The sequence below is a fragment of the Bacillus sp. AFS015802 genome, from assembly GCF_002561455.1.
GTDB lineage: Bacteria > Bacillota > Bacilli > Bacillales > Bacillaceae_B > Rossellomorea.
Genome location: NZ_NTUP01000019.1, coordinates 87,175 through 106,605 on the forward strand (window position 1 = coordinate 87,175; position 19,431 = coordinate 106,605).

At 46.9% G+C, this 19,431-nt stretch carries 22 protein-coding genes; 10 read left to right on the top strand and 12 right to left on the bottom strand.

Translation table 11 applies throughout. From position 1 onward, the window contains the following. The first annotated feature begins 24 nt into the window (after positions 1-24). On the top strand, positions 25-150 hold the full coding sequence (locus tag CN378_RS13465) for a DUF4177 domain-containing protein (protein ID WP_098352709.1): 126 nt from the start codon (positions 25-27) through the stop codon (positions 148-150). A gap of 98 nt (positions 151-248) precedes the next feature. On the opposite strand, the gene nagZ is transcribed toward CN378_RS13465, so the two are convergent. The 3 genes from nagZ to CN378_RS13480 all read right to left on the bottom strand — a co-directional run bounded on the left by nagZ (position 249) and on the right by CN378_RS13480 (position 2,683). Then, entirely contained in the window at positions 249-1,445 is a 1,197-nt protein-coding gene (gene nagZ / locus CN378_RS13470) for a beta-N-acetylhexosaminidase (protein ID WP_098352711.1), read from the bottom strand. 177 nt (positions 1,446-1,622) lie between these two features. Continuing rightward, a complete protein-coding gene (locus CN378_RS13475) occupies positions 1,623-2,315 on the bottom strand; it encodes an LrgB family protein (protein WP_098352713.1) in 693 nt (230 codons plus the stop codon). Next, complete coding sequence (locus tag CN378_RS13480) at positions 2,300-2,683, bottom strand: CidA/LrgA family holin-like protein (RefSeq protein ID WP_098352715.1); 384 nt, start codon at positions 2,681-2,683, stop codon at positions 2,300-2,302. Before CN378_RS13480 ends, CN378_RS13475 begins: the two co-directional genes overlap by 16 nt. Before the next feature lie 145 nt (positions 2,684-2,828). Here CN378_RS13480 and CN378_RS13485 point away from each other — a divergent pair, with 145 nt between their 5' ends. Beyond that, positions 2,829-3,254 (top strand): MarR family winged helix-turn-helix transcriptional regulator, encoded by a 426-nt coding sequence (locus tag CN378_RS13485; RefSeq protein ID WP_098352717.1) that lies wholly within the window; start codon positions 2,829-2,831, stop codon positions 3,252-3,254. Positions 3,255-3,354: 100 nt separating this feature from the next. On the opposite strand, the gene CN378_RS13490 is transcribed toward CN378_RS13485, so the two are convergent. From CN378_RS13490 to CN378_RS13505, 4 genes are all read right to left on the bottom strand, one after another. Further along, positions 3,355-4,116, bottom strand: a complete 762-nt coding sequence (locus tag CN378_RS13490) for a DUF3891 family protein (RefSeq protein ID WP_098352718.1) — start codon at positions 4,114-4,116, stop codon at positions 3,355-3,357. 100 nt (positions 4,117-4,216) lie between these two features. Beyond that, on the bottom strand, positions 4,217-4,681 hold the full coding sequence (locus CN378_RS13495; protein WP_098352720.1) for a FixH family protein: 465 nt from the start codon (positions 4,679-4,681) through the stop codon (positions 4,217-4,219). A gap of 16 nt (positions 4,682-4,697) precedes the next feature. Continuing rightward, positions 4,698-6,029 (bottom strand): PepSY-associated TM helix domain-containing protein, encoded by a 1,332-nt coding sequence (locus CN378_RS13500; protein ID WP_098352722.1) that lies wholly within the window; start codon positions 6,027-6,029, stop codon positions 4,698-4,700. Between the two features lie 17 nt (positions 6,030-6,046). Next, positions 6,047-6,616 carry a DeoR family transcriptional regulator gene (locus CN378_RS13505; RefSeq protein ID WP_098352724.1) on the bottom strand — a complete coding sequence of 190 codons (570 nt, stop codon included), beginning with the start codon at positions 6,614-6,616 and terminating at the stop codon, positions 6,047-6,049. Positions 6,617-6,974: 358 nt separating this feature from the next. Here CN378_RS13505 and CN378_RS13510 point away from each other — a divergent pair, with 358 nt between their 5' ends. The 4 genes from CN378_RS13510 to CN378_RS13525 all read left to right on the top strand — a co-directional run bounded on the left by CN378_RS13510 (position 6,975) and on the right by CN378_RS13525 (position 9,382). Further along, the gene (locus CN378_RS13510) at positions 6,975-7,370 is read left to right on the top strand and encodes a VOC family protein (RefSeq protein ID WP_060673648.1); all 396 of its coding nucleotides are present in this window, start codon (positions 6,975-6,977) and stop codon (positions 7,368-7,370) included. 39 nt (positions 7,371-7,409) lie between these two features. Then, positions 7,410-8,288, top strand: coding sequence for an alpha/beta fold hydrolase (locus CN378_RS13515; RefSeq protein ID WP_098352726.1), 879 nt, complete (start codon positions 7,410-7,412; stop codon positions 8,286-8,288). Positions 8,289-8,397: 109 nt separating this feature from the next. Beyond that, positions 8,398-8,631 (top strand): DUF3953 domain-containing protein, encoded by a 234-nt coding sequence (locus tag CN378_RS13520; RefSeq protein ID WP_098352728.1) that lies wholly within the window; start codon positions 8,398-8,400, stop codon positions 8,629-8,631. Between the two features lie 76 nt (positions 8,632-8,707). Next, positions 8,708-9,382 (top strand): MBL fold metallo-hydrolase, encoded by a 675-nt coding sequence (locus CN378_RS13525; protein ID WP_179884920.1) that lies wholly within the window; start codon positions 8,708-8,710, stop codon positions 9,380-9,382. A 51-nt stretch (positions 9,383-9,433) separates the two neighbouring features. On the opposite strand, the gene CN378_RS13530 is transcribed toward CN378_RS13525, so the two are convergent. Together CN378_RS13530 and CN378_RS13535 are read right to left on the bottom strand one after the other, a co-directional pair. After that, positions 9,434-10,366 (bottom strand): nucleoside hydrolase, encoded by a 933-nt coding sequence (locus CN378_RS13530; RefSeq protein ID WP_098352732.1) that lies wholly within the window; start codon positions 10,364-10,366, stop codon positions 9,434-9,436. A gap of 55 nt (positions 10,367-10,421) precedes the next feature. Next, entirely contained in the window at positions 10,422-11,390 is a 969-nt protein-coding gene (locus CN378_RS13535) for a helix-turn-helix transcriptional regulator (protein ID WP_098352734.1), read from the bottom strand. A 109-nt stretch (positions 11,391-11,499) separates the two neighbouring features. On the opposite strand from CN378_RS13535, the gene CN378_RS13540 reads away from it, so the two are divergent. The 3 genes from CN378_RS13540 (at position 11,500) to CN378_RS13550 (ending at position 13,645) form a co-directional block, all read left to right on the top strand. Next, complete coding sequence (locus CN378_RS13540) at positions 11,500-12,333, top strand: SDR family NAD(P)-dependent oxidoreductase (RefSeq protein ID WP_098352751.1); 834 nt, start codon at positions 11,500-11,502, stop codon at positions 12,331-12,333. Between the two features lie 118 nt (positions 12,334-12,451). Then, positions 12,452-13,159 (top strand): YwaF family protein, encoded by a 708-nt coding sequence (locus CN378_RS13545; RefSeq protein WP_098352735.1) that lies wholly within the window; start codon positions 12,452-12,454, stop codon positions 13,157-13,159. A gap of 45 nt (positions 13,160-13,204) precedes the next feature. Beyond that, the gene (locus CN378_RS13550; protein WP_098352737.1) at positions 13,205-13,645 is read left to right on the top strand and encodes a hypothetical protein; all 441 of its coding nucleotides are present in this window, start codon (positions 13,205-13,207) and stop codon (positions 13,643-13,645) included. 41 nt (positions 13,646-13,686) lie between these two features. Here CN378_RS13550 and CN378_RS13555 read toward each other — a convergent pair whose 3' ends face one another. From CN378_RS13555 to CN378_RS13565, 3 genes are all read right to left on the bottom strand, one after another. Further along, complete coding sequence (locus CN378_RS13555) at positions 13,687-14,148, bottom strand: GNAT family N-acetyltransferase (protein ID WP_098352739.1); 462 nt, start codon at positions 14,146-14,148, stop codon at positions 13,687-13,689. A 156-nt stretch (positions 14,149-14,304) separates the two neighbouring features. After that, positions 14,305-16,047: an ABC transporter ATP-binding protein gene (locus CN378_RS13560; protein WP_098352741.1), complete on the bottom strand. Its 1,743-nt coding sequence runs from the start codon at positions 16,045-16,047 to the stop codon at positions 14,305-14,307. A 514-nt stretch (positions 16,048-16,561) separates the two neighbouring features. Continuing rightward, positions 16,562-17,155: a dienelactone hydrolase family protein gene (locus tag CN378_RS13565; RefSeq protein WP_098352743.1), complete on the bottom strand. Its 594-nt coding sequence runs from the start codon at positions 17,153-17,155 to the stop codon at positions 16,562-16,564. Positions 17,156-17,520: 365 nt separating this feature from the next. On the opposite strand from CN378_RS13565, the gene CN378_RS13570 reads away from it, so the two are divergent. Then, positions 17,521-19,377 (top strand): dienelactone hydrolase family protein, encoded by a 1,857-nt coding sequence (locus tag CN378_RS13570; protein ID WP_098352745.1) that lies wholly within the window; start codon positions 17,521-17,523, stop codon positions 19,375-19,377. Positions 19,378-19,431: the final 54 nt, after the last annotated feature.

Consider the following 19,431-nt stretch of genomic DNA (forward strand, 5'->3'; position numbering starts at 1 on the left):
AAGAAAACCCACGGAGGTGCAACCATGTACGAATACACATACGTCCAAACCAGTCTGGGCGGATTTTTCACCGAGCCTAAACACAGGGAGATCATCGAGGAGTATGCCGCTGACGGGTGGCGGCTCGTCCAGGTGCTTCCCCTCAAGTAAAACGGGCATGGAAAGCCGACGGATTATGAGATTATATTTGAAAGAGCATTGTCTTAAGAAAAGCGGATTTCTCTAAATAGAGGAATCCGCTTTATTTTTCACTGGATTTTTTTATTCACTGATTGGATCTCTTGATTCAGTTCCGACAGGTCTACCTTATCTATTGGGGTATCTTCCAGATTGTAGGCTTGTTTCAACTGAATGATCCTCATGACGCTTTCATCAATTCGTTCTTCGGATATTTCGCCGTTTTTCACTGCTGATTTCAAAGCGAGAATCGCAGCTTCTGCTTTACGGGCGTCATGGGCGATGAGGACCAGATCGCTGCCGGCTTTGACGGTTTGCACTGCTGCTTCACCCATTCCGTAGTTGTCCGCAATGGCTTTCATGGTCATATCATCGGTGATGACGACCCCATGGTAGTTCAGTTTTTTTCGTAAAAGATCGGTCACGATGGCCTTTGATAAAGATGACGGATACGTGTCATCTAGTTTGGGAAGCAGGATGTGTGCCACCATGATAAGGTCGGCTCCATCATTGATCGCTCGCTTGAATGGAACCAGTTCCATGGATTCCAGCTCCTGAAGGCTCTTGTTGACAACGGGAAGGGCCAGATGTGAATCCACCGAAGTATCACCGTGACCAGGGAAATGCTTGATTGATGACAAGATGTTCTCGGATTGAATCCCTTTCATCGTCTGAATCCCTAATTTGCTGACGATTTCAGGATCGGGGCTGAAGGAACGGTCGCCGATGATCGGATTATCAGGGTTGCTGTTTACGTCAAGGACGGGGGCGAAATTCAAATTGAATCCGAACTCTTTCAATTCCTTGCCGAGAAGGGTCCCCACTTCGTATGACACGTCAGAATTATTTGCCTCCCCAATTCTTTGATTGGTAGGGAAGTCCGCGAGTCCTCCGGGCAGCCTTGTTACATTCCCGCCTTCCTGGTCGACGCTCAAAAGAAGAGGAAGGGCGTTTTCTTTGTTGGCTTTCTTCATTTCATTCAGGAATTGAATGGTTTGATCGGGTTCCTTTAAATGATCCGTGAAGAAGATGAATCCCCCGACTTTGTGCTTCTGGATCAAATTCTTCGTCGGTTCATCCATTTGGGTGCCATTGACGCCGGCTACGAGCATCTGACCGATTTTTTCATCGAGGGTCATGTTCGAGATCAGGGAATGGGCGTCATCTTCCCGGTTTTTACCCCCGATCGGGTTGATGGCGAAATACGACAGAATGATGACTAAGATCATGATGATCAAAAGGGAATAGCCAATTTTGTTTTTTGACATATTGTTGGTCCTTTCAATGTTGGATACTTGGTATCATTCTGTTCGTTCCTGCTGGCGCGTAAACGGAAAAATACAAAAAGACCCGTTGTGAACGGGTCTTTTTGTAGGATTGGGCGGGTATTTCATCCCGCTTCCCGGTATTTCAACCGGTTTGTCAAAAAATCTTTGTGCTCAACCTCAAACCTGAAACAACCACACCACAATCGGACCAAACACTGAACCTAGAAGGGCGCTCAACGTCATGGACACCGAGCTCATCGAGACCGTCAATTCCCCGTACTCCATCGCTTTCGAAGTGCCAAGGGCATGGGATGCGCTGCCGAGGGCGATTCCCCGGCCGAGGGAGCTGTGGATGCGTCCCCATTTGAGGATGAGTGGACCAAGGATGACCCCTGAGAAGCCGGCGATCATGACGAAGACCACGGTCATGGAAGGAATGCCTCCAAGACCCGATGCGATCTGGATGGCGACGGGTGTGGTGATGGACTTTGGCACAATGGACAGGATCAGGTCATGGTCGATGCCGAGAATCCGTGCAAACAGGAGTCCGCTTACCATTCCCGTCAAGAGTCCCGCGAAAACGCCGCCGATGATGGGGAAACGATACTTCATCAGAATCGTCCGCTGTTTATACAGGGGGTAGGCAAGGGCGACGACTGCCGGGCCAAGCAGGGAATGGATCCACTGACCGCCGATCATATAATCATCATATGAAATATGCATACTTACCAATAGTCCGACAATCACGATCGTTGTGGTCAGGACAGGGATCAGCATCGGATAGGAGAATCGCTGATACACCTTCACCATGGCAAAATAAAGGAGTGAGGTCAGGATGATGATCAGGATGGCGATCAGTGCTTGCTGCATGCTTGTTCCCTTCTTTCAGATCGTTTCTCTAAGTGCTGACTGGCAAAACCGGATACGGCCATGGTCACAACGGTGCTTATCACTACAATGAGAAAGAGTGTGGCACCTTTCCCGGATAAAAGAGAGGGATAGTTCATGACCCCCGTCATGGCCGGGATGAATAATAACGGCAGGATGGCGAGTAGAAAGCTTGCTCCATCCTCCACGATGATCACAGGGACGACCTTTAACGATAAGCAAGTTAGGAGCAGAATCAATCCAATGATGCTTCCGGGTATCGGGATATGAAGGAGCTGTTCAATGACGCTGCCTATAAAGGAAAAGACATATAGAATGCCGATTTGTAAAATGATTCGAATGATTTTCATGATACAGGTCTTTCTTAAGAAGAGACCTAGTTTCCCACCTTTCAATGAAAACGCTTTACATTCTCTGGGATTACTTGTACTATACAACTATATACTTGTATTATACAAGTACTTGAACCGTTGTCAATGAAAAGGGGGGATATCTATGTCCAAAGAGATTAAACGGATTGAATATGAATTGACCAGTCTCATCAGAAAAGCGGTCTTCCGGGATCAATCCGAACGGAAAATCGGGATATTGGAGCGGTCGGCATACCTGTTGATGAGGCAGCTTGATGAACATGGACCATCACGATTAAAGGAACTGGCCGAAGCGTTCCAACTTGATATTTCGACGCTATCAAGGCAAGCGGCCGCCCTTGAATCGAAGGAGCTCATCCAGCGATTTTCCGATCCAAGTGATGGACGGGTAAGCTTATTTGACCTGACGGAGCTTGGGAAAGAAAAGCTTGCCGTCGACAGCCGGATGAGGCTCCAGTGGTATGAGGGACTGCTAGAAGGCTGGTCAGATGGGGAGAAGAAAATGTTCGGGGAACTTCTGGTTCGGATGAACGGGGCGTTTGATGAGTGAAAAGAAATAGAAGGAACCGAAGCCTTCACTTTGACTTCCTGCACCATCCATTTACGAGAAAGCAAGATAACAAGTGAAGACCCTAATCGCAGGGTCTTCTTTACTTTCTGATGAAAATTGTATGTTTCTCCAACTGACTCTCTCCATAAGCCTCTGCGATGCCCGATTTCAGGATCGCCGACTTGTCCACTTTTTTATAAGGCAAGGTTACTTGAAAATCCGTTTCAAAAGGATAATCATCCAACGTCACCTCATGTTCATTCACCCACCTGGCTTTAAGCTTTTGATTCCCAGAATGGAAACCTTCCGTATTCTTAAATCCGTCCTTGAACCACGGGTGCTCGTTTTCTTTCTCCACCCCCGGCTCGTTCAGGCAAAAATAGAGGGATAGATTGTCTGACAGTTGAAGGAGCTGAAAGTGCTGGATGAGCAGTTCTTCCTCGAGTTCTGGCAGCTGCTTTCGGATCTTCTGTTGCCTACTTGCTTCATCCTGTAAAAATTGCAGGCAGTGCGGGTCCTTCGATTTGGCGAAGAATGAACAGAAATGAAGGCTGCATAGTAGTGCCGCATAGAGGTTGACCTCCTCGATTTCATTCAGCCCGATTTGATAGAATGCAAGCTTGGGGAGGAGGGGATAGTCTGAGAAGGTGAAGGGAATCTGCTTCCCGTCGTTCCAGACCGGCGTGTCGTCGAGTCCGATCCAGCTCCGGTCGTGCTGATGGGATGCGTATACGAAGTCATCGAAAAACTGATCGGATTTTAATAGATTGCGATTGATATGTTTGATCGTTTCACCGGATACGAAAGCGTGATCGTGCTGTTTGATCATGAGGAAGGAGTCCTCGGTCTCCCGGATAATCATAAAATGAACATCCCCTTTCTATGACCATTATAGCAAACAAGACATCTCGTATTCTGTCAAAAAAAGATCGAAAGCAGCGTAGGCTTTCGATCTTGGAACGTTAGTGGTGCTGACTGTGATCTCCACTCTCAGCCGGAGCTTGATCATTTAAGGCTTCCACGTCTGCTTTGGATAATTCACCGACGGCAAAGGGCAGTGTCGGCATGATGGTGGATCCGTTGTTTCCTGCATGGACTTTAATGTAGTAGAGTCCGTCTTTAGACAGGTCCTTTTTGAATGTGTAAATGCCTTTTCCTGCATTCTCTGCTTCTTCCATTCCATCATGGAAGGATCCGTCGCCTTTCCAGATTTCCACGTGAACAAAGTCGGCATCCTCCACTGTTTTGTTGTCTTGTGTAAGTTCAATCTTGATCGGGTCATTTCCGGAAAAATCGTCAGGCATCGTAATATCCGCCTGAAGAGGTGATTCCTGATGGTACAATTCCGCTGCATCTTCCTTCGGGGCGCAGGCACCAAGTAGCGTGCAAAGAAAGAGGATACTACCATATTTTAAGATTGTTTTCATATCTCATCGTCCTTTCTTATGCTGCACCGAAGAATCTTTTCGTAGCAGGGATTTTTTTGATCAATAACCGGTCAAGAAGCAGGATGACAATCAAGGAAGCCCCCACAAGTGGGAACAGAATCCCGAGTACAATCATGACAAGCAGGAAGTACTTCATTTTCAAGATCCCAGGTGATTTAGGTGCTCCCATTTCTTTTTTCGGTTTCCGTTTCAGCCACAGATAGAATCCGCTGACTGCGACCAGCATGATGCCAAGACAGATGAGCAGGCTGATCAGCTGATTGATGAAGCCGAATTGGGTTCCTGTATGAAGGGTGATCCCCATGGCGACGATCTTGCCACCGATCTCGTAGTTATCGAAACGGTAATCAGCAAGGACGGCTCCTGTGTACTGATCAAGGTGCATCGTGACTTCATTTTGTGCTTTGGCCGGGAAGGCGGATAGAGTATAGACCCCTTTTTCATCCTGAGGGATGTATACGGTGTAACTTGGATCGATGCCTTCTCTTTCAGCAATATTGACGACATCATTCAATGATAGTGGTGTGTACCCTTCAAGTGCCGATACAGGGACTTCCAGGTTTTCCGCCGCCCAAGGGACGTCGGCAATTTCCTTTGTTTGGACGACGGACTGTGGAGCTTCCCCGCTCCAGATGGAAGGAGGGTACCCCGCTCCTGCGTTCGTCATGAGGTTCTGGAAATTGGCTCCCCATAAGCCGGACCAAGGCAGTCCCGTCATGATCAGGAACAGCATTCCCGCTGTGACCCAGAAAGCCGGTACTGCGTGAAGATCCCTTCTGAAGATATTCTTTCCTTTATTGAAGCGGGGGAGGAACACGCCTGATAGCTTGTCTTTCTTACGCGGGAACCACAGGAATAATCCCGTTACAATCAGGACGATGGCCCAGCAGGCAACAAGTTCGACAATGCGGTCGCCGATGGTACCTGCCATCAGCTCTCCGTGGATTTCCTCGACTTTATTCATGATCCGGTCCTCAGGCTTCAATTCTCCCAGTGACTTCCCTGTGTATGGGTTCAAGAAGACTGTACTAGAACCTTCTTCTGTACTGATACCGATTTCACTGGAACGGTCGGCTCTCTCCCCGGGTCGGAAGCTCGTGATCTGTGCACCGGGATGAAGCGTTTTCACTTTATCGATAAGTTCAGTTGGAGGAAGCTTCTCACCCTGTGGATTGACTTCGTAGTATTTTTGATAAAGATTCTGTTCGATCTGGGGCTTGAAAAGATAGATCGATCCCGTTACAGCCAAAATCAATAGAAATGGGGTGATAATGAGGCCCGCATAAAAATGCCATCTCCAAATCGTTTGATATGATTTTTTGTCCATCGTTTTTTCCTCTTTTCCTAGTCGTGGCAACAGCCCGATCCTTGCATGTCATTCGAAATCGCCATGATGGCTTGTGGAAGCGTGTAGATTTTACCTCCGAATCCGGTTTGGAACTGTTCAGCCTGCTTCCTCGATTCAAAGGAAATGACCTGTGGCTGACAGCAGTTCAGGTTCAGGTCCGCATCAATCAGATATGTGGCTGTCTTTCCGCTGATCGTCATATCCGTCAGGAAGTCCCGGCAGAGGATCTGCATGACTTCCTCCTGGATGTCTTCATAGCGGAGTAATCCGCAGTGAGGGCAGCAGGCCTGTTCGATCGTATGATCCTTTTTAACGAGTTGGACCGATCTTCTTGAGGTCGTTGGTTTCAGGCAATATACACAGGAATCAGATGGGATGCCCTCAGATTCCATGGCCGAAATGCCGTTTGAAGTCTTACGGACTTTGTTCGCTTCCATCAGTGGCTTTAGGTCCCGGTAGACCGTCATTTCCGATACCTCCAGGCGGGAGCTGATGTCTGTTACTCGCAGTGTTCCTTCTTCTTTTAGCCATGTCAAAATCTGTTGTTGTCGATCGATCGGCAGCATGTGATCATCCTTTCTTCTTTGTTTACTAGATTCATAATAGATAAGCTCCAACCTTTGTTCAATGGATTTTGTGTGAAAAAAAGTGAAGAAATGTTGATATGTAACATAAACGTCATAGAAACTTTTGAATTTCCTCACAAATGATTTATATGGAGAATACGTAATAATAGAGGGTTTGGATCATAAAATGTTTATTTATTACCCGTTTATTTTGTTTGTTATTGTTATTCTTCTGTGATTTTTTTATCAGAAAACAAGTCTACTAGAATGAACCGTAATTTTAAAAATATTAAAAAGGTTTTCTCCTCTCAACATCGAAATCATTATAATGAAAGACACTATATGGGAGGGATGAACAATGGGGAGAATGGTACATTTCGAAGTGCATGTGGATGATATGGAACGGGCAAAAACGTTTTACGGGGAAGTATTCGGATGGAAGTTCGAGGACTGGAGCGAATACGCCGGAATGCCTTATGTGGGGGCTGTGACAGGGGATGAGAATGAGATGGGGATCAATGGTGCTCTAATGCAGCGTCAAAGTCCTCCACCTCAGCCGAATCAGCCGATGAACGGGTATTCGTGTACGATGGGCGTCGGGAATTATGATGAAACCGAGAAACTGATACTTGAGCACGGCGGGAAGGTCGCCATGCCGAAGTATGCTCTGCCGGGAATGGCATGGCAAGGGTATTACATAGACACGGAAGGCAATGTGTTCGGGATTCATCAGCCGGATAAGGACGCCAAGTAGAATCTTAATAGATGAGTTGAGATCGTGGAGGAACAGGTAATGGAAAATGGAGAGTTGTGGATACAGGCAAATGGTGTGAAGCATTGGGTGAGGGTTGCAGGAGCAGAACACAATACCATCCCCTTGATTGCGATTCATGGTGGGCCTGGGGGACATCAATGGATTTTGGAGAAGACAGGGGGAAAGCTGCTCGAGGAATTCGCAACGCTTGTGTATTATGACCAGCGGGGATGCGGACGTTCAGATCCCCCGGCAGATTCAGAGGAATATTCCATTGAGGTGCTCATCGATGATCTGGAACAAATTAGAGAAGCCCTGAAGGTGGACCGTTTCATCCCAATCGGCCATTCGTTTGGCGGGGAGCTGGCACTGGAGTATGCGTTGAAATACCCTCAAAATGTAGAGAAGATCATCCTTGAGGGACCCGCCATTGGTGATTGGGAACGATTGGCACTCAATCAGATTATGAGTTTTATATCCATCACCGACGGGGAGGTCCAAGAAAAGCTTAGGAACCTTCTCGAACAAGAGGGTCCCTATACTGGAAGGAACGGAGAGGCATGGAAATTAGCGGATGAACAAACGACAATGGCATTCTCCTTCTTTAAAAAGGAATCCTATGCGAAGCTGGTTGAAATCAGTACGGATGATGCCCCAAAAGTGGGGAATGAAAAGATGAAGCAGAAAATCCAAGAAGTTCCATTCTCAAATCTGATTGGAAGGATCAAAGAGATTGAGTGTTCTGTCCTTGTCATGACAGGGCTTTATGATGGGAATACAGGGATTGATATGGCAAGGGATATCAAACGGAATCTATCTAATAGCGAAATTGAGATTTTCCTGGAAAGCGGCCATTATATCCAGATGGAAGAACCGGAAAAAATGGCAGCGGTTGTGAGGGAATTCATGAATAGGTGAGACTATATACGTCGTGAACCAGTGAGCAACACAAGATGAAAAAGCGGTTGGGATTTATTTCTGCCGTTTTGTTGAATTTGTTGTTTCTATTGAAGAAATGAGGAATCCAATGTTAACAAAGATAAGGAAAACAATAAGCATCGTCGTCCTTGCAGTAGCACTCTATGGTCTCTTTTCGGATCATAACGATCTACTGCCGTTTACGATGGCAGGCTTAGCGGTCATGATGGTCATCATGGGAGCGGAGGAGCATCAAAAGGATAGGAAATCGTATCGAAGCTACCTGTTTTTTGCCGTATCCCTTTTCTTGATCCTGGTCACGATCAAAGACTTTATCCACTGACTTCTCCGTCATATAAAGGAGAATGTCCCCTGCTTGTGGAATGGATTCAAGTGGAAATCTGAAGGGGGAATGGAAAGTGGATTATCGATTGGAACAGGTGAACGGTCAACTATATGTATTGGCGGTTTGGGATGCTGAATGGAATTCATACAATAATGCGTACTTGATTGAGGAAGAAGATGGTCTGACCGTGATCGATTCGTGTAAAGAGGGTCACTTGGTGTTTCTACAGCACGCCCTGCATAAAATCGGGAAAACGGCAGACGATGTAAAGCTGATGCTCGTCACCCATGGTCATGAGGATCATGTGGGAGGGGAGACGTTATTTACGAAGGCAAGGAAGGTCATTCATGCTGACGAGATGCTGCCGCCCGGGTCTTCCATCACCGGGGAGCTCGTGGATAAAGGGACTATAGGGGATTACGACTATACGAGAGTCGGCTATCATACTCCGGGTTCTGTCGTGTTCTTCCATCGGCCGAGCGGAACACTGTTCACGGGGGACTTCCTCTGTTTCTTTGGGGATCCTTTGTCGGAGGGTGGACTTGTGTCAAAAGGGGACGACCTTAGACAAGCGTGGATGGAGTATCTTCGGGGCGGAGGGGTTAGTGACCTTCCTGTGTTCCTGAACGGACTGAGAATCATGAAGGATTATGATGCGGATGTGCTGTGTACAGGACATGGCGGCGTGTTGGTGGGTGACATAGACGTGTTCCTTGAGGAATTGATCACGATTGGGAAGAAGAGCTGAATGGTAAGGGATGGGGTGAAGTAAACGCCCCATCCCTTTTCTTTGATGACACTATTTCTTTCCTGTCATGACCTGAATGAAATCCTCGACGAACATCTGGTAGTCAAGTTCCATGTAGATGTTGATATTCTTTTCAGCAGGTTTGGAACTGACCCTGAAATCGGCGATGGAAGTACCCTGTCCGAGTCCTGAAGTCAGGATCTCGACGTCCCTTCTGATCGCTTTCCCCATGTCCGGGTTCACCATCAGGGAGAGGGTGACGACATCGTGGAGGGGAGCCCCGTTTATGCCGGGAACCAGCTTCTTATAGGCATCGATGTAGTAGTTCATGACGTCATCGATGATTTCGACGAGGGGGTTACCGTTCATCTCCTGGATGATGTTGATGTGTTCCAGGGTGATGATGGCCCTGTTTGTGACGTTCAAGGGAGCGATGTAGAGGTTGTCGAAATTCTTGACCACGAGCTCCGATGCTATGGGATCTCCGTAAAAGTTGGCTTCGGCTGAGGGTGTGACATTGCCGGGTACGAAAAAGGCTCCGCCCATGATATAAAACTCCTTGACTTCCCTGGCGATATTTTCACCTAAAATGTAAAGGGCGGCGAGTGACGTGTTTCTTCCGACATCGACAATGGTGATGTCCTCGTGTTCCTTTATGATGGTATAGAGCCTTGAAAAGTTAGTGAGTTCACCTGAGAAGTTATCGGGTGGTCGGATCGGACCCAGACCCTCTTGTCCGTGTATTTCCGGGTAGTAGGTGGGGATCTTTCCTGACGAAGGGCTATTGGAACCGCCTATGATTGGGATATCCGTCCTTCCGGCAAGCTTGAGCAGATAAGCGATGTTATCGGTAGCCTGTTCTTTCTTCACATTTCCGTAGCTGGACACAATGCCGAGAACATTAATATCAGGATTCAAGAGAGCATACATGATGGCCACAGAGTCATCGATACCCGGATCGGCAAATAATATGATGTTCTTCATTGAAATTCTCCTCACGATAATCGTATTTCTATAAATTATCTGAGAAAGAGGGGAATTATTCCATTCGACGATAAAATGCGACTGTAGCCTCTGCCATCGCCACAATCCTCTCCTGAAGGTCGACGGGTTCTATCACCTTGACCTGATCCGCAAATCCGAGGAGATATCCCGTCGCTTCTTCTTCTGTATCAAACGAAAGGGTCACGGGAATCCAGGATGCACTCATTCGTTCCCCGACTTCCATGACCCGGGCAAATCGTCCCGTAAATGTCAGCCTCGAGAATGCCTGCTGTGAGACCTCGACTTTCACTTCAAAAGAAGGCAGCGTCTTAACAAAGGACTGAGTAGAAGATGACCAGTATTGAGCAAGATCGAATCCCCCTGGTCTCACGAACGTTTCGTTCAAAGGGTCGGCTCCGTGGATACGGGAGACCCGGTAATTCCGGAGGTCCCCATTTTCCTTGGCGGCGACAAGGTACCAGAGATCCCCTTTCGCCACGAGCCCGAGTGGTTCCACCACGCGTTCGTCCGTTTCTCCGTCCGCACGCTGGTAGGTGATCCTAAGTTTGATTTCCTTCCAAATCGCCTCTTTGATGATTTCAAGGGAGGCAGTCTTATCCTTCTGCTTTCGCCAGGAACTCGTGTCGATGTGGATCCGGTTCCATACGTCCTTCGCGTTTTCACGGTAGGTGGATGGGAGGGAGGCGATGAGCTTGTTCCGGGCTTCCTCGGATGTGCGGGTCAGGCCGAGATCCTCAAGAAGATGGACGGAAGGGGACACAAACAGCGCCCTTATTTCCGATTCCTTCAAACCGGTCAGATCTGTCTGATAGTCCTCCAGAAGCGACCAGCCCCCGTTTTGTCCACGCTCCGCCACAACGGGAATCCCGGTGCCGCTCAGGGCATCCATGTCCCGGTGGATGGTCCGCTCGGATACCTCCAATTTCTTCGCCAAATCCTTTGCGGTCATTCGGCCGTGAGTTTGCAGTAGTAACAGAATGGATACCAATCGATCGCCTCTCAAATGTCTCACCTTTTTCTTGGATTTTCTTTTATTTAATGAAATATGACAAAGGATGTCAAGAATGGAATCGTATAATGAGGTTATCTTAGATGATGAAAGGAATGGTTGGATGAAAACACTGACAGGAAAAGTAGCACTCGTAACAGGTGGAAGCCGTGGCGCGGGGCGCGCAATCGCCATAGAACTTGGGAAAGCAGGAGCCACGGTTTATGTGACCGGGCGCAGTACGAAAGGGAATTCAACACAGAACTTTCCGGGTACGATTGATGACACGGCAGCCCAGATTGATGAAGCCGGTGGTACAGGGATCGCGGTACGCTGTGATCATACGGTCGATGCCGAAACGAAAGCAGTCATCGAGCAAATCCGTGAAGAGCAGGGGAAGCTTGATATTCTCATCAATAACGTATGGGGCGCACATGATATCGGCGTGAATCCAGGAGCATTCTGGGAACAGTCTCTTGAGAATTGGGATACGATGTTCACAGCAGGCGTGAGGGCTCAGCTTGCGACCAATCATTTCGCCATCCCTCTACTGCGGGAAAGTGAAGGGGCGCTCATCATTCATACGACATTCTGGGATGATGGCAAGTACACGGGACAATTTTATTATGATCTGGCCAAAAATGCCCTCATCCGCATGGCGTACGGTCTGTCGGAGGAGTTAAAGGAAGACGGAATTGCGGTCATGGCCGTATCCCCCGGATTCATGAGGACAGAGCTTGTACTTGAACATATGGGTGTGGACGAGGAAAACTGGCAGGAATCAGAGGACTTGAAGAAATCCGAAACCCCTTATTATGTGGGGCGTGCCATTACGGCACTCGCAATGGACTCAAATGTGATGGAGAAGACGGGTCAGGCGTTGAAGGCAGGAGATCTTGCGAAGGAATACGACTTTACAGATGTGGATGGGCGGTATGTTCCGCCGTTCACGATGTAGGATGGACGTCCCCTCTTAAAGGGGGCTTTTTCTATTTCTAAAATCCGTTCTTAGCCATCCTGTAAGCCGAATACACTATTCATGATAACCACTTTTCAAAAGGAATAGGGGTGGCGTGATGTTTTCCGTGACAGAGATGCAGACGTTCGAGTTGTTTTCTGTTCCCCATATCTCGGTGCTTTTGATGTTTGTGGCATTATCGTTTTGGCTGGTGACCTTTCGGCATTACCTGAAGAGGTATCAATCCGTGTTGAAGTGGACGTTATTCACGATGTTGGTCCTGAGTGAAGTGTCATGGCATATCTGGCTCGTGGCAACAGGCCAGTGGGAAGTAGGGGATATGCCTCTGCAGCTTTGCTCCGTCAGCACCTTCATCGCCATTTATTTATTCATGAAACAAAATCAGAAGGCCTTTTATCTGCTATTCTTTATCGGTTTTCTCCCTCCGATCCTAAGCATGGTGACACCTGAAATGACCTATCAATTTCCTCATTACCGTTTTCTTAAATACTTCCTCCATCATGCAGCCATTGCATGGTCCGTCCTTTATTTCATCGTGTATGAGGGTTACCGGGTCCCAAGAAAAGCGATATGGACCGGATACCTCATGGTCAATCTTCTCGCCCTGCCGATCTTTTTCCTGAACCTCCTTCTCGATACAAATTTCTTTTACCTTGCAAACCCTACAGAATCGAAGACGATCTTGTCCTTTTTCGGAACAGGAATCATATATTATATTAATCTGGAAATTGCGGCACTTGTCGTGTTTTTCGTGACGTATATTCCAATGGGGGTGCTTGTGAAGAGGGAGAGGGTCAAAGGGTAACCCTTTTCTCACTAAATACGTCAAAATAGAAAAGGGGTGACGTTTATGAAAAAGATACTGGCAATCAGCAATATCATTGCCGTGTTCGCTATTATTCTGTTTATCATCCAACCATTCCGAACTTCTCCGCCGACACCGAATGTCACAGCAGGAGAGATTTTCATTCCGACAGATGAAGGTTCTTATTGCTGGAATGGATTGTTTTCAGGTCACTGCGTAGATAAGGAGTATTCAAGTGTAGTAGCGATGGCGGGGGAAGAGAAACCAACCGTCGTGTCACCAGGTGAAAAGATCACAGTGAAATTTAATAAGAAACCTCAAAAGATCGATGCAGAGCAATGGATCGGGGAGGAAGAGGTGACAAGAGTCGAGCTAAAGGATCATATGCTCTTGGTTCCTGAGCAGAAAGGGGTCTATGTGTATCATCTAGTGGCCCACTGGAGGCAGGGGGATGGGAGTTATGTGTTTTCGGTGGAAGTAAAATAATACCCAAAAAACGCTTGGAGCCCCAAGCGTTTTGTCATGTCTTACAGCTTAAGCTTCAATCCTTCATGGGTGGCTTTAAAGCCCAGCTTCTCATAAAATCGCAGTGCATCCGGCCTTTGCTTATCCGTGGTCAGTTGAATGAGGTGGCACCCGCGTTCTTCAGCCCGTCGGATGGCCCATTGGATCAGCTTCGTTCCAACCCCTTCCCCTCTTACGGAAGCAGCGGTTCTCACGCCTTCAATCGTTGCTCTCCACCCGCCTTGATGGGTGAGGAATGGAGTGAACGTGATTTGCTGCACCCCGACTACTCTTTCTCCGTCACAAGCGACCACCAATTCGTTATTTGGATCAGAATCAATGGCTTTGAACGCTTGTAAGTAGCTTTCAGGAAGGGGATGTTCATAACGTTCCCGTTTCCTTCCGAGCACATCATCAGCGAGCATCTCGACGATACGTTCTACATCTTTTTCAGTAGCTTCCCTAAACTGCCAATCTCTCTCCAAATGAATCCTCCTCTAAGTGAAACCTATTGATAGGTTTAATGCTAACTGAATTCAACGGATAAGGTAATAATGATTATTTTATAGAAATCTATAAGAATATCTTATGTCAAAACAAAGAAGACCCTCATACCAAAATGATATGAAAGCCTTCTCCTTTTACATCTGAATCTCAAGCTGCTTCGAATACAGTCTGGAATATGGACCTTCTTGCTCAAGCAGCGCATCATGTGTTCCTTCTTCGACAATCCTTCCATCTGACAACACCACGATTCTTCCGGCGTTCCGGATCGTAGATAAACGATGGGCGATGACGAGCGTCGTTCTTCCCCTTGCCAGCAACTCCAGGGATTCCTTGACGATGCTTTCACTTTCATTATCAAGGGCGCTCGTCGCTTCATCGAGAATGAGGATGGGCGGGTTTTTCAAGAAGACACGGGCGATACTGAGCCGCTGTTTCTGCCCGCCGGATAACCGGATGCCGCGCTGGCCGATTTCGGAATGATATCCTTGAGGTAAACGGGAAATGAATTCGTGGGCGTTCGCCTGTTGAGCCGCCATCATCACGTCTTCGTCTGTCGCTACCGGATGCCCATATCGGATATTATCCATGACGGTTCCGGAAAAAAGGTACACATCCTGCTGCACGATCCCGATATTGCTTCTGAGAGAATTCAAGTCCAGATCTTTCACATTTTCCTTATCTACAAAAACCCCACCCGCAGAAACGTCATAAAAACGGGAAATCAGGGAGCTGAGCGTCGTTTTTCCCACTCCCGATGGTCCGACGATTGCGACGAATTCCCCTGGGAGGACTTCAAGAGTTAAATTCTTGAATACAGGTTCTAAGTCAGAATCATAATGAAATGATATGTTCTTCAATGAAATATGGCCCTCTACGCTTGAAAGAGTCTTTGCATCAGGGGCGTTCTCGATGTCAGGCTTGAGATTCATGATCTCCATGAATCGCTGAAACCCTGTCACACCTTCTTGAAATTGAGTACTCATATGAGTGAGCCGCTGGATGGGCTCGATCATAAAGCCGATATACAGAAGAAACGTAATCAAGTCGGCCAGGTCAAGGGACGCATTCACAATCTGAATGGACCCGAAGATCACAATGGTGACCGTAATCAGTTGAATGAACGCTTCCGTCCCGTTATAGAAGTACGCCTCTGCACGATAGGTTCCTTTTCGGCTTTCCAAAAACCGTTCATTCTCCATGTTGAATTTACTGATTTCAAGAGATTCTTTGGCAAACGACTGAACGACCCGGATGCCTGATAGGGAATCCTCCACCTGGGCATTGATGTCTCCGATCCGCTCTTTATTATCCGTCAGCGCACGGTTCAGTTTTTTATTGAAATAAAGGGAGAAGAAGCCCAGGACCGGAAAGAAACAAAAGACGATAAGGGTAAGAGGAGCATTGATCCAGAACAGAATCACAAACGCCCCAAGAAAACGAACCAGATATTTCACATAATCTTCAGGTCCGTGATGATAAAGCTCCGATACCATCAACAAATCATTCGTCACACGACTCATCAACCGGCCGGTATTCTCTTTATCATAAAAGCTGAAAGACAGCTTTTGCAGATGAGCGAATAATTCACCTCTCATATCGGTCTCCATCCGTGCCCCAATCTCATGCCCCTTGTAATCCACGATATAATTTCCTACATTTTGGACGACGACAAGAATCACCATCACAATGCCAACCAAAAGGACATCGGTAAAAGCCGTGGACAGACTTCCTGAGAGAACATCCTTCGTCACATAGCGGACAAGCAACGGAAAAACGAGAGTGAGGGAAGACGTGATCAATACACAGAACAACACAATCAGAAAAATCGAACGATACGGTTTGTAATACGAAAAAAACTTTTTCACAGGAAAAGTCATAACATACCCCTTTATGTGTTAGTTCACAAAACACATATAAGGGGGAAGACCGTCATCTTTAAAAAGGTATCCCACCCTTATACGAAGGTACGGTTACCATCGCGATGTTTCTCATGAAAACAGCCTCCTTTAATTTCGATATATTCATTGTATGATGGGGATGAAGAAAAATAAAGTTAATTTTCTGATAATTAATCAAGTCGGAAAACTTGTATCACAAGGTATCCAGTTTAGACCCAAGTCAGTATATTAAGGTCGAGGGTGAATGGGGGCAATACATATGTAAGGTAGAACAATAACATCATTCAAGGGTCTTGACTCAATATTGCGACCCCCTATTTCCCTTGCCCAAAACGATGTGAATCACCCATGGAACCCAAACGAAAACAGACTGTAGATCTTTAGAGAAAGAAGAGAGAAAACACCAACAACGTGCGTGTAGCGGGCGCGCGTGGGGAAATTGTTTCCGCGTTCTGAATGGGGGCACGAAAACAATCATGACTTAGATATCCATTCAACCTTCATCCAGAAAATCGATGATTCTGTGCCTCGTTTTTTGTGCGGATTCTTTATGATAGTTTGTCGAATAGGGGTCGCTGAATCCATGTTTACCACTATATTTTTCAATGTCGATGTGCTTTCGTCCTAATGTGGCAACCACGTCATCCACTTGAAAAGAGGGTTCTTCTTCGGGGAAAAACAACATGGTTGAACACAGTGGTGTGACCTCTAAATAGTTTCGTATCCGTGAACCATAGTAGCCGATGACACCGTCCACCCTTTCATCATCGCTGCATAACCAGGCAACCGTCGCCCCTGCACTGAACCCTATGATCACAATTCGCTTGTATTTCTGTCGATAGATTGAGAGAATGCCCTTTGTTTTGACAACCGCTACGTGAAAGCCTATATCCTTGACGAAATAACGGTAAGCCATCTCTTCCTGGGAATAATCAAAAGCCGATCCCTTTTCTAGAAGATCCGGACAGATGACGTCCTTTCCTTGGGATGAGATGAATGCGCAGAAGTCTTGTATGTGTTGGTTGATTCCATAGATTTCGTGGATCACTATCACTAGCGTACTAGAATTTTGCTGAAGTTGAATCATGTTATTCCTCCCTTTATGTTTCTTTTATTTTACTTGTTTTTCAGGGTGAACTGAATAAAAAGGAATGGGTATGTTCTCCTGTTGAACCACATGGGGAGACGAATCAAGAAAGAAGTTCCTCGAACTAAGTGACATCAACATAGCCACATTTTTAGAAGAACACGACGAAGTGACAGACCGGTTTTTGGAATCGGATGAATGAGTAAGGAAGAAGGTCCGTCCCTCGAGAGGGAGGGACGGACCTTCACACATATAGGCAATCAATCTGTTGCCCTTGGTCTTTTTTTCTGACAACCCCAATATCCTTATACTGTAGGGTTATCCATATCACAAGCCTATAAGAATGAGCTACAGGGGGTAAACAGATGAGCAGGAGAAAGTCGTTCCGTTGGGTTGTCATTGCTTTGGTCTTGTGTTTAATTAGCGCGATAGGCGCATCGTTGGTGCAAACTTCCGGTGGGAAGGTGACTGTGAAGGATCTTCGCTGGGAAACGCCTTCGGGCCACATGATGAGTGCTTTGCTATATGTGCCGGATGGGGTGTCGAAGGACAATCCTGTACCTGGGATTGTGACAAGTCACGGCTGGTACAATACGCGGGAGATGCAGGATCTGAATTATGTGGAGCTTGCGAGGCGCGGGTATGTGGTCATATCCATTGATATGTACGGGCACGGGAATTCGGATGCCGTGAAACCGGAGGAATGGATGAATCGGGGCACGGGCATGTATGATGCCGTGGAGCTTCTGGCAGATCTTCCTTATGTAGATAGTAGTAAGATTGGTGTTACGGGTCATTCCAATGGGGCACGTGCCGCCAACTGGTCCATCAATGAAGACAATAAAAAGGATGAGCCATTGATTTCGTCGGTGCTGTTAATTGCCAATGATGCCATGTATACGAGTGATCCGGCAGAGCCATTATATTGGTCCATGCAGCCGAAGGATCGTGAGTATGTGAATGTATATGGATCCAGGGATGTCGGCATCGTGGCAGCCCAGTACGATGAATTTTTCTTTAGAAGTTTGAAAGAGGACGGAACTGCGACCGTACCGAGGGACTTTATTAATACAGAGGCTGCCCAATCATTCCTGAATTTCGGGATTGATCCATTCGGCGGTGAGAAGAGGAAAAGCTACGAGATTTATAAGGAAGACGTAGACGGTAAGGAAGCAGCGAGGGTCATTTATAATCCTGCCCAGATCCATCCATGGAACCATATTTCAAAGAATGTGGTCACGAGTACCCTGGAGTTTTTCGAGGATTCTCTTGGAGCGCCTCATCCAATAGCGTCGGACAATCAGGTGTGGCAGTACAAAGTGTTCTTTAATGCTTTGGGCTTGGTAGGATTTGTGATTTTCATCGTGAGCATCACCAAATGGCTTCTCTTCACTGAAGCATTTGCTTCACTGCGGGCTGAAAAGGAAGCAGAGCCGATGACATTCCGTGATGGACGAGGGAAGCTTTGGTTCTGGGGTGGCCTCATTGCAGGTGCATTCGTTTCCTACTTCAGTTACTTGAAATTATCCACTTGGTCCGTGGAACATATTACGCCGTTCTTTCCACAGTTCCCGCCTTTTTATATAGGGATGTGGTGTTTGGTCACGGGTCTATTTACGGTGATTGTTGTGGGGGCATGCTACTTCTTCTATTCCAGGAAAAACGGAATGGACCTGAGGGCGACAGGGGTGGTCATCAGCTTCAGAACACTGATCAAAACAATCGGCCTTGCCCTTTGTGTCACGGCATTATCCTACAGCATCGTGTTCATAGCGGATTATTTCTTCAAGACGGACTTCCGGTTATGGGTGTTGACCGTGAAAGCATTTACGCCGGATAAGCTGTTGATTGCTTTGAAGTATCTGCCTTTCTTCCTGGTATTCTATGTAGCGAACTCCATTGCCATCAATAGCTTTAACTTTATCAAACTCGGGCAGAAAGAATGGATGAACACGGCAGTATTAACCCTGTTCAATTCACTTGCCATCATCATCCTGGTGGCCATCCAGTATATTGCCTTCTTTGTGACCGGGGAAGTATATTACAATGATTTGTCCCACATCATCGGAATCTGGTTGTTCCCGATCATCGTGATCCTGATGGTGGCCGCCGTTGTCTCCCGAAAGATTTACAAGGTGACGGGAAATCCTTATCTAGCAGGATTCATCAATGCGTTTATCATTACAGTCATGACGGTGACGAATACGTTGACGCAGCTTTAAAATAGAAAAGCCTCCGGAATCCTCTATGAGAGGGTTAGACTAACCTAAATTAAT